The sequence below is a fragment of the Nocardia sp. CA-120079 genome, from assembly GCF_050955745.1.
Classification (GTDB): Bacteria; Actinomycetota; Actinomycetes; order Mycobacteriales; family Mycobacteriaceae; genus Nocardia.
On record NZ_CP192088.1, the window covers coordinates 7578837 to 7590995 of the forward strand.

Below are 12159 nucleotides of genomic sequence, written 5' to 3' on the forward strand. Positions count from 1 at the left end.
GAATGGCCCGCCGGTCCGGGTTCAGTGTGCCGCCGTCCTCGGCAGCATCCACGGCAAGCCCGATCCGAGTCTTCGGCTTGGGGACGCCGGTGGCTTCCGGGTCGTAGGCGACGGTCGGGGTGCCGTCGGGCAGGCGGAAGATGACGAAGGTTTCCTCGACGCCCTCCTTGGGGGTGCCGTCGGATGTATGGATCTGATCGAGCTCGTGGCGGATGGGACGTTGAACGACGTGGCGGTGGTCCGCCGGTTCGGTGTACTTCCAATCACGCACTCGCACAATACGATCGCGGTCGACATACATCTCGTATGTGTGCGCGCCGACCTTGTCGGGGCTGTTCGGGTCGAGGTGGGTGTTCTCGTCGACCACCACCGCGACTGCACCGGAGCCCAGCACCAGCAGCCTCGCCGCGATCCGGTCGTGCGCGGTCTGCCCGCCGATCACTTCGCTGGTGAACGACTCGGGATGCCAACCGGCCCGCAGGAGTTCGGTGAACTCGTCCGCCGATCGGCCGTCCGGACCGACATCTTCCGCGACCGGCAGATTCAGGTGCTGCCAGTCGGGGTTGCGGCGCTGGGAGTGGGATACGTAGGTGGTGCAATTGGCGTCGAAACCTTCCAGCACATCGTCCCACCGCGTGGGATCGAAGGTGTCCGGTCGCTGGTAGCCGCCCGACGAATCCCCGGTTTCGCGGCCGGACTGTTCCCACTCGAGCAGAGCCTTGGCTTCGTCCGACAACAGGTCCGCATACGTTTGCGCGGAGTCGGCGATACTCGCTCCAGCGGGCATCGCGCGCACCTCGACCCGGGCCAGACCGCTGGCCGGTCGGTGGTGGCGCTGAACCACCGTCATGTCTTCCAGGTCGAGAGCCAGCTCCGAACCTGCTTGCACCGCACCCACATTCGCACCGATGTAGGCAACCGAGGCCTGTGTTCCGCTCGGATCGAATGCCTCCGCGGCGGCCTCCATGGCGTCGATCGGCGACACCATGTCCCGGCGCGCCGGAACCGATGGCAACTCGCCCGCCACGGTGACCGTGATCCCACTCGCGGTATCCGGATCGTTGTAGGCCGCGATCATCCGGTGCGGACGCCCGCTACCGACCAGCCCCAGCGACGGGATATCCACACCCAGCGACAGCACATATACGTGAGGGTGGCCCGGCAGCATCGTGGCGTTCTCTGCAGCCACTTCCAAAGCGTCCAGACGGTTGCTCAGCTGCTCCAGTTCGATTATCCCGCCGGGGATTTCGTCGATCCGGCCCGCCGCCTGCAGGGTCGACAGGTAGTCGAGTCGCTGGGCGAGCAGCATCCGGTTGGCGCGGTCGCGCCACCGCACCGGGGCCCCCGGCTGCTCGGCGAGCTTCTCCGGTGCCCCCTCCACCAGCAACCACCGGTCGTCCCGGCTCACCTTCTCCCACCGCCCCTGGAAGGTGTCGCGATCGATCACCGTGGCATCGCCGAAAAGCGAGCGCCACAACACATGCGCTCGCTGGTCCACGCCGGGTTCGCTGGGCAATCGGGGCAGCGTGGGTCGCGGCTCAGCCCTGCCGCGGACCGGGTTGGCAGGCCGCTGGCCGGCCGGTGTGGAAGCAGGCTGCTCCGGATCGCCGGGGTCCTGATCCCGCACGACATCGGAGAAGTCAACGTCGACCAGCGGGGCCGCGTCGCTGTCGAATCGATCCTGGTACTGGACCATTCGGGCGTCGGTCATGGCCGCACGCACCAGCTCGAGGTCACCGGTTGTCGTGCTGATCAGCCGAATCGACACATTATCGGGATGAGCCGCAGCCACCTTGGCCAGGTCCTCGGCCAGTCTTTCCGAATCGGTGCCCTGCCACAGAGCTACCGACTGCGGCCCGAGTTCCCCACGCGCCACTTGTTTTTCGAACTCCCGGCGGGTGCGGTCCAACCCCGCGCGCAACGCCTCCGGAGTGGACCGGACGGCGTCGACGAATACCGTGATCTCTTCGATCTCTTCGGGGGCGGCCAGTCCGGTCGACACGAAGGACCGTGCGCGCGGCTCCTCTCGCACCGGCAGCGCCAACAGGCGGGTAGTGAACTCGAAATCGGGCGCCCAATTCTCCTGCAGTGCGCCGGTGAATCGGTTGAGCCTGTTCAGGCACTCCACCAACGCCTGCAGCCGGCTCAGCTCGGCGCGCTCACCGGTGGCCTGTTGCCGGGTCACCGTCGCCGCCAGCCACCGCATCCAGGCGTCGGCATATCCGGGTTCGGTGAAGCCGCCCAGTTCGGCATCCATTTCGGCACCGCGGATGACGGCGGCCAGATCCGCCAGTACGGCTTCGGTGATCTCCGTCGGCAGCCGCGGCTGATAGCTCGGTAGATCGAAGGCGTCCGTGGGCATTTCCCGCACGTTGCCGTCGAGCGCATCATCGGCCAGCTCGATGTAGCGCACACTGCCGCCGGGCGTGTTATCGGCGGGCCCGGCCAGCCGGGCATGCACCAGGCGCGCTACTTCGACACCGTCACCGATGCCGCCGATCTCGATCACAGGGAGATTCGCCCCACTGCGCGAGGACGCTGCGCGACGCTCATACAGCTGCGACAACTCCAGGGTCAGCGCGTCCGCATCGCTGCCGATCAGGTCGACCGTATGGTGGGCCCGGCCTTCGGGGAGCAGATCGTCGTCGTAGCGCAGCACCACAATGACCGCGACCGATCCGCGCGCTTGCTGGTCGGCGGTATACCCGACGAGCGATTCAGCGGTTTTCGCCAGCCGATACAGGTCATTTTCCGTATGCGCCACAAGACCGATCACGGTGTCCGCGGTGGCCGTGTCGCCGTATTCCAGCACGATGCGGCCCCGGCCATCGACCCGATCGCCACGGCTGTAGTCCAGCAGGAGTACCGGGTCGAATTCGCGCCGGATGGCCTCGCGATCGGCATCGCGCAGGACCTCGACCACCGCTTCGACCTCGGCCAGGCGCGACCGATCGTCGCTGCTGTCGAGCGCGAGGTCCTCTGTGTGGAGGTCCGTCCGGTTCTGGCGATCCCGTTCCACGGGGCCCGGCGGGCCACGGTCGTCGCGCGGCAGCCCGGTGAGGGCGACATTCGGTGTGTCGTCCTCGATCGCGAAGCGCGTTCCTTCCACGAACGGGATCACGGCATGGCCGTCGGCGTCGGCGACGATGCCGTGCACCCGCAAGACATTCAGCTTGTTGCGCTCGGTCAGCCACTCCCGCACCTCGCCGTCGCGGAAGACCTTGCGCTGCCCATCCACCCACTCGTGCACCAGCAGATGGCCGTCGTCGTCGACTTCGACCTCGAACATGTGCCCGCCGACCCGGCGGCCGTTGCGGTAGGTGACGGCACCCGCGATCGCACCACCATGGGCACTTACGTGGGCGATGAGTTCATTCAACGACGCGAACCGTTGCCAGTCGCCGTCGGCCTCCTTCGCCACCTCGTCCTCGTTCACCCCGGCGAGGCCGACATTCGGCAGCACAGACTCGGGTACCGCGAATGCACCGCCGTTGCGCCGGATACGCTCCGCGCGGAATTCCAGGAACCGCCGCACCGCCACCGGTGCGCAGATCGGCGGCGGCATGTGTTCCGGGAAGTCCGGCACGACCGCGGTGGGATCGCTCGACTCGACTTGCCCGATGATTTCCGCAGCGAGGACATGCATTTCGGCGTCAACGTCGGCACGCGCCTCATCGTCGAGATCCGCACCGAGTTTGCGGGCCAGCGTCTCGAGCCGTCCGGCCTGCTCGACCAGACGGTCGTAGCGGTGACCCGCACGCACGTACGCGTCGATCGCCGCGGTCACTTCCATCTGGTTCAGATATCGGCGGATCGCGGCTGCCGTGTACTGCTGCTCGAGCGCGGCCGCGGTGCCGTGTTGAGCAGAGGGCATCTGGAGCCCGCGAAGGTGCTTGCGCAGGTACCTCTCATTCAATGCCGACGTCGGTTTTTTCAGAAGAGCGGCCAGATCCCGCAGCAGCTCGGCGCGCCTGGCTCGCGCCTGCCGCACCGCGTCGGAATCCAAAGTGTCGGCATTGACGTCGTAGGCGGCAAGGTCAAGGCGCAGGAATGCCCGTTCGGTGTTGGCCTGGCTCACCTGGTCGGACAGGGAGGCGATACCTTCGCTGCCGGCCCACCACTTCAAGTGTGCGATTTCGGCATCCGCGATGACGAAATCCGGTATCTCCTCGATGAATTGGGCGATCCGCGCGACGTGGTCGGCGGACCGCGCCCGTCCGAGCAGGTTGGTCAGCACGTCGCGCAGCCGATCGGCGGACAGGTCCTCCATACTCAACGGCAGCCCCAGGGCCTCGGTCACCTGGGCGCGTTCTTCTGCGCCCAGGTGACCGGTCATCTCGGCGGCCAAACCCTCGACGCGGGCGAGGAACTGCATGCCCTGCACCAAATGCCGCGCCTGCGCGGCCGGTAGCTCCCATTCCACCTCGATCCCAGGCATCCGCTGCGGACCGGCGGCTTCGAGATACCGCTCGAATCGACGCACCTGCGCATCCGCGAGCACCAGTTTCGAGGCGTTGTCGAACAGATCGGCCAGGGTTGCCAAGTTGTCCAGATCGGTGGCGATCGTGGGCAGCGGACGAATCGTCTCGAGCACCCGGCCGGGTTCGAGGGCGGCCGGGTCCGGTTCCCTGTCGACCGGCAACTGGCTCATCGACTCGGCAACGCGCTCGGCGGCTGCGGCGCGGTCGATACGCGCGGCCCCGAGCTTCCCCCGGATCTCGAGTTGTGATCCAGTTGGGGCGGAAGCGATTTGGACCGTCGCGGCGCCCGCCATCCGCACCTGGGTGACCGCGCGTGACGTGCCGGTGAGGTGGTTTGCCGGTCCGAAGCCGTACGGATGCAGCGCTCGGCGCATGCCGTTGCGCTCGGCGATCGTGCGTTCCAACTGTTGCGCGGCCGCAGCGGCCCGTTCCTCGGGGGAGGTGACCGGGTTGTCCCCATGGCCACGAACCACCGCGATCAGCGCGGTATCGGGCCCCATGCCGGAGTCGGCGAAACCGTTGAACAGGTCGTTTGCCGCGCGCAATCCCGTCAGCAGCTCGGCATTGTCGAAGACCGCCCACTGGACCCGCGTCGCGGTGTCCGGATCACCGAACGCCACGGTGACTTCTACTTCTCCGGTGTCGGGGTCCACACGCTGCGACAGCGTCCGCGGTACCGCTTCGCGCTTCATCGTGTCCATCGCAATGTCGATGTCCCGATAGCCCTGGCGAACCGACCGCGGTTCGTCCGTATTCAGCGAAGCGACCCGCTTGGATCGGACCGACTCTTGGGCTATGTCGCAGGCCTCGAGGGGCAGTCCGGGAGCGTTGGCGATGATGTCCGGATGGTCTCTCACCAGGATGTAGTGCACGTACGGCGGCCAGGTGCGCCATAGCCGAGCGTTGGCCTCGGCGCGGCGGCCTATCTCGGCGAGATCGGCGCCTTCGGGCACCAGAAGTTCTTGCAGACTGCCCATTCCGGCCCACGCCAGGGCGGTTGAAACCACATCCGGTCGCGCGGCGGACCTGTTCGTGAGAGTGAACTCCACCGCCTCCGATGCGCTCAGCCCGCGCTGCTGGACAGGTGGCGGCGCGAAAACCTCGTCTACGGGCTCACTTGCGAACAAAGCACACGGAATCGATAACAACTCCCCGTAGCTGCCGGACAAGGGTGCGCTTGCGAATGGGTCGTCGGGGATTGCGAATGGGTCGTCGGGGATTGCGGGCGAGTCGTCGGCGGTTTCGAACGAATCATCGGGGGTTCCGAAAGTGCCGTGATCGGTTTCGAATACGCCGTCGTCGACTCCGGGGAGGTCGGCGGAGGGTGCGGTCAGTTCGAAGGCACGGAAGGCGAGGGTCAGGGCATCGTTGCTTTCGGCCCTCAGCAGGACATTCTGCAAGGGTTCGGCGGTTTCGTCCCTGGTCGCGATGAGGTCTGTGACTTGGCGGCGCAGGGTGGCGCCGTCACCGGCAGGGAAAGCCAGTACCACCGTGACGGGCTCGACTTCACCGGCGAAGCCGGTCAGCTCGTTGATCAGCAGCGCCAGTTCGGGATCCGTGATCGAGGGCCTTCTGCGCTCGATCAGTTGGAAGCCAGGTCCGAAGAAGAAATCCGCCCGGCGGACCGGCAGCTTCGGCGCCGTTATTGTCCTGTCGCGGACGTGTACGGACAGTTTCGGCGTCGTGGCCATGTTGCCGACCGACATCATCGGGATCCCCGGCTCACCCGGGCGCGGGAACACCAGCAGTCGCACCGCCAGGTCCCCGGATACGTGCGCGACCCAGCGTTCGGCGACGGTCAGCCGGTCGGCCCACACGTCGAGTTCCGCGAGCCGGGCCACATTCTCGGCAGTCGGTTCGGCGGTGCGCAACCGGTCGCGCTCGAATACCAAGCGCAGCCGATTCACCTTGTCGCGCAACATGTCCGGGATATCTTCACCGGCCATCTCATCGGCGATGGTATGCAGGATCGCGTCCTGTTCCGCGAAATCGAGTACGCTCCATCGCCATTCGATCTGCTTCAGGCGCATTCTGCGCCGTGCATGCACCCGCTCGCCGGGAGCCACCTCGTCGAATTCGCCATCGGCCTCGGCTCCGGCAACCGCGGCATCGGCTCGCCAGAGCAGACCCTGCCACCTCTCCCGTAACACGTCCGGACCCACGCGGATACCGAGTTCGACAGCGGCCCGGTCGATGGTCGGCAATCCCGGACGCGGCGGAACATACCCGGGTATCTCGCCCCTGCGAGCACCGATGCGGACATTCTTGAAGTCCAGGCCGGCGATCGCCCGCGAAGTACCGTCCGGACCGAGCGATATAGCCCCGGTTCCGTCGGCCTTCAGCGCCATACCGGCGAGGCTGTCCACGCCCCGCTGACGCGACGCCCATTCGTGGAACTCGGTCTCGGTATCCCCATCGATCACCATTACCGTATCGCCGTCCAGGTACACAGCGACCGCGTGCGAACCGATCTCCTCGGATTTGTCGAAACCGCGATAACCCAGCACCGCTACGACGACGTCCCCGGTGTCACGAACCCGGTCGTGCAGCGCCCGGAACGAGGCGAAACCGCCCTTTTCCCAATCGGATCCGACGAACTGCGGCGCCAGCCGGGCATCGGTTCCCGCCAGGCCGCTCAGGTCGACCGGTCGCTTCGGTGGCTGCTTGCCCAGTTTGCGATAGGCGGCATCGGTGGCGTCCGGCAGGCACATGCCCAGCCGCTCGCCGCCGGCGAGATCCGTTCCCCGGAGGTGGTTCCGGGTCGCGGTATCCGGATATTCGTAGGCCGACATGTCCCCGGGACGATCGCCGGTGCGCAGCGCGGTGAGCTGCGCGCCGAATCCGTCGTCCAGCGCCGCGTCGATGCGGGCCAGCTGCTCGGTGATGCTCTCCACCGAGATCGATGCCGTGAGTGCCTCGTCCAGTTGCCGGAAGCTCTCGAGTTGCGCGTCGAGCGCCGCCCGTTCCGCCGCAGTGCGACCGGCATCCAGCAGCGCGGCAGCCTGCACCACGGTGAGATGTTCGGCCGACAGCCCGTGGCGTGCCAGCACCGATGCACCGATCGTGGCGGCCAGGGTGGCCCGCACATCCGCATGAGCCCAGCGCAGCTGGTCGCTATGCGCGACTTGCACACGCTGCCAACCCATTTCCACACTCAACGGCGACGCAACCAGTGCAGCCTCGGCCGCGTGCAGCTGCTCGGCCACCCGCATCCGCTCAGCGGCGAGCGTCCCGAGCCGCTCGACATGCGTGCGTACCCGGCGCAGCTGAGCGACGGCGGCGTCCCGCTTCCCGGCCTTGCTGCCCGGCTGCTGTTCGTCGGCAACGTCGATCCGTGCCTGCGCTTGCGCCATGGCGGCGTGCAGGTTGCGCAGACGGGCCATTCTGTCGCCGATCGCGACGGACTGCTGCAGCATCGCGATGTCTTCGTCCGCGATCTGGCAATTCATCGCGTGAAATTCGCGCTGGCCCTCAGCATGTTGAGCGGTGAACCGACCGTACAGCTGCTCCACTCGGGCCGGGGTGAGCTGTGCCAGCGGTACACCGGATTCTCGCGCCAAACCCGCGGCGTGCGTGCGGCGGAGCTCGCGGCTGTGGTCCAGGCGTATCCGCTGCGAGTCGAGATCGGCGAAGGTGCGGTATTCACTTCCGGGGTGGGCGGTGTGCAGGTCGGTGCGCTGTTGTTCGAGCATCTCCCCCAGCAGCCGCATTCCGGGGCTGTCGGTGTCGGAGGGTGCAGTGTCTGCACCGAGCACCCCGAACTCCCGTGCCATCCGGGTCAACTGATCCAACTGGGTATCGAGTTCGGCGTCGAGCCGGGCCAGGTCGGCGGGGTCGCTGTCATCCGAGCTCGATACGCGGCGCTCATCGATCACCGCGGCCCGCTCACTCACCTCATTCAGTTCGCTCATCAAGAGCCGGTACCGGCGGCGAGTCAGCAATCCGAGCTCGACCTGCGCCGATGCACGGAATATGACGGATTCGACCAGGTCGATCTTCGCTGCGCGGGCACGCGATTCCGCACGCGTGGTCCGGCGTACCTCATCGAGGGGAGCACTCAGTTGTGGCTCGACGGTCCGCGGCGACGGCCCGCCGCGCAACATGCGATAGGTCTCGGCCGCCGTCGTCGCAGCCGCGACGATCCGGTTGGTGTGCCGAGTGGCACCGAGCGGTACCGGCCGGGTGAAGCCGGTGCGGTGTTCGGCCATCAGCGGATCGGCCATTGCGGCCCGCACGAGGGCACGATCTCCCCGGTCGGCCTGCAGCGCGATCTTGCCCGCCCCGGTCCGGCCGGTGGCCAGATCGGCGAGATCGGCGGCCAGCAGGCTCGGATGGTCGGTTTGCGCCAGTATCACCGCCACCGTGCGGCCCGGATGCGCCCGGAGTTCGGCAGCATACAGACCGGCCGCATCGCGCAGTCCGTCGCGCGGCGACTGCGCACCCGGCCGACCGCTCACCACCACTGCCACATGATCGGCGGTACGCGGGTCGCCGAAGGTCGCGAATGTCGTTGGTGTCGACCGTAATTCGAATGCCGGAGCGCCGGGCAGAATCCGCGCCCACTGCCGGGCCCGGTACACGGCTGGTTCGAGATCGGTACCGGCCTCCGGCAGCCGATCCGCCACCCGCCACCACACCTGCGCGCCGTCGCCCTGCGCGATGACTTCTACAGTCGGCACGGGCTGGCGCGGCGACCGCATTTCATGCATCGCTTGGCCCGAGGCGATTCGGTATACCAGGTCGTCGCCGATCATGCCGACGGTTGCGTCGGTCCGCCCCGCGGCGCCGTAGCGCAACACCGCGATCGTGGCGGTGACCCGGTCGGGCTGGTTCTCCGCCTTCGCGATATCGGCGGCCTCGCCGACCCGCGCGGCCAACTCCGATGACCCGTCGGCGTTCGGCGGTACCCACCAGATCTGGTGTTGCGCTACGGCTTTTCGATCACCGAACTCGATCACCAGCACGCCGTCGGCGGCGGAGACCAGGTGCACGGGCGTCCCGATCTTCCGCCCATGTGCGACGGCGGCCTCCCACGCCGCCAGGATCTGGCGCAACTCCTGCCGCCGGGCAACTCCGGCGGCATCGAGGTTCGGCCGCTTCTCGAGCTCGTACAGTTCGATCGCCAGGTCGCCCCGGTTCTTGTCACTCTGTTCACTGCTCGGCACTACTTCGGCAGCCTTGAAGATCTCCGGATGTTCCGATTTGAGTTCCCGGCGGGCTGCCCAGTCGTTGTGGAGGAGGTTGTCCCAGAGGTCGACCGCACCGCGAGCCCTGCGCCGCACGTCCGCGACATCGACGGCACCGCCCGCAAGCAACTCGGTTATGTCGGACAGACCCGCAGCAGCCACCGCGGCCTGCAAACGTTCACGACCCAGCGCCCCGTCTTCCGGACTACCAGCCACGGGTGCCTCGACCAGCCGCCCCTCGTCTTCCAGGCCCGGCATATCGACCCCGACCATGCCGGGCGACTCGCCGTCGAGCAGCGGATGGCGCCGTTGCCCCACCGGCCCGAGCACAATGCCGTGCAGCCTCCCACCCGGCTTGTCCCACTTGGCAAACGAAACGTCGATGACCTCATGGCCCTTGCGTTCGTGCACCATCACCGTGCCGTCGGCGGCGCGATACATCACGAACATATGCGCCCCGGCCGCACCGTGAGTGACGGTGCCGAGGACGATCTCGCCTTCGGCGGCCAGCGCCCGCATCTCTTCGAAATCGGCGAAGCCGTTCTCTTTCCACTTGGCGTGGACGGTCTCGGCTATCTGAGAGGGCAGCATACCGTTGGCCTGGATCGCGGTGGCGAACATCGACGGTGGGTCGATAGCGACACCGAGCACTTCCTTGACGAACCACATCGCATCGACGGCACAGAGTTTCGGCACACCGGCGAGATGCAGTTCCTGCGCATCGCTCAGCGGCCCGGACCATTCGACGACACTGTCGAACATCGCGGCGACCGGGTCGACCGGCGGCGGCTGCACCGGCGCCGACCGCACCCCATCGGTGGGCGCCACCGGTGGCGGGGTGCGTTGCGCGGGTGTCGCGGCGTCCTGGGCCAGGTTGGCAAGCAGGTTGTCGAATACCCTGTTCAGCACGTGTGTGCTGGTGTCGAGTCCGGCTTCCCGCTCCGCGATGGACAAGAGCTGCTGCAACTCCGCAGCCTGGTTTTCCGACTGCATGTCACCGGCAAAGGCCAGCTCCAAATCGGCGATTTCCTGCAACTCGGCCATCGCGCTCCGGCTGCGCCGCAACGTGACGGTGTCGGCGTCGTGCTCAGTCAGCAACGCCTGTTCTTTATCGGTCAGCGAGCCACGTCGCCGTTCGACTGCGGCCAGATCATCCGAAACCCGGGACAGTTCCTCAGCTCGCGCGGCAAACCTGTCGAAGTCCTCGGTGCTGTCGTTATCGGCGCGCGCACGCCCTTTCGCTGCCCGTATCCCCTTGTCCACCAACAGAAGTCGGTGGATGCGGGATTCGAGACGGTCGAGTTCGCCGACCAGTTCGGTCAGCTCGAGGTACCGGCGGAATCTACCGGAGGCCTGCACCTTCTCCGAATCCAGCTGCCAGGCATGGTTGTCGTCGAGATCGACCAGCTCCTGCACCGCCAGCAGCGGGTCGGCCAGCACCTGCGACAAGTGTTCGGTCTGCTCCAGGATCTGCTCCGCGGTGGCGTTCGCGCCGACCCGGTCGCGCGCCAGCAGCCCGGCGAGCTCGTCGCGGGCGCGCCGGTGTCGATGCTGTAAGTCCTCGCGCACGGGCCCGGGCTGCAGCAACCCATGACCATCCAGCCCGGCGTTGGCGCCCGCCGCCCATATCTTGTTGGTGGTGTAGACGAAATCGCGCGCAGTGCCCACGGCCCTTGTGAGCAACCCGCGCGGGAACCCGGACTCCGGGTTCAACTCTGCTGGTGCACTGATCGCGAGCGCCGGGTAATTCCAATCCTCTCCTGCCAGCACGCCCCGTAATACATCGGCCTGGCACACCGCGGTGATGGCATCGATGAGCTGCTGCAGGCTATCTCCGTGGTACGCGAGCGAAGCCACCCGGGCCGGCGTGGCCGCGCCGGCGAGCGCCGCCAGTGCCCTGTGGTGACCGTCGACAGTCCATTGCAGAGCACTGTGCAGCTCGTTACTGCCGAACGATACGGTGAACTCCATCTGGGTGGCATCGGCCAAGTCACCGATGGCGACCACCGAACCGTCCTTGGCCAGCAACATCGGCTCCGGCGAACCCGGCAGTCGGTGGGCGGTGCGATGGAAGTCGCGCAGCGTGTGATGCAGATCGTCGAGCTGGTTCGCCTGCTCGGGATGCTGTTGCGGCGCGGCAATATATCCCAGCAGCGCGGCAATGTGGCGAGCCCGTACCGGGGCGCCCGGCAGCTGCGCGATCAGCTCGGGATGGACCTCGGCCACATTCTCCAGATCCTGTGCGGTACCACCGGTTTCGCGCAGCAGCGAAATAACCTGCCAGACCGTGGGTTCGGGTCCGAGCATCCGCAACCGCCGCGTGAGCTGTTCCACCTCGGCCGGGGCAGCAGTGCGTGTTTGCCGCCGTTGCGCTATCGGGTCCCACAACTCACGGACATCGACCTCGTGGTACTCCCCGGCCAGCTCCCCGCTCGCCCAGACGTTGTTGACCACTTCGGCGGCATCGCGGCGGCCGACCAGCACCACTCGTT

General features: G+C 67.1%; 1 protein-coding gene (cut by both window edges). It reads right to left on the bottom strand.

The whole window is internal to a LacI family DNA-binding transcriptional regulator gene (locus ACQPYR_RS34725; protein WP_433635445.1) on the bottom strand: the coding sequence, 118200 nt in all, runs 81269 nt past the left edge and 24772 nt past the right edge, and what appears here is coding positions 24773–36931 — codons 8258 (partial) to 12311 (partial); the first complete codon in reading order (the gene reads right to left) occupies positions 12155–12157. Both the start codon and the stop codon lie outside the window.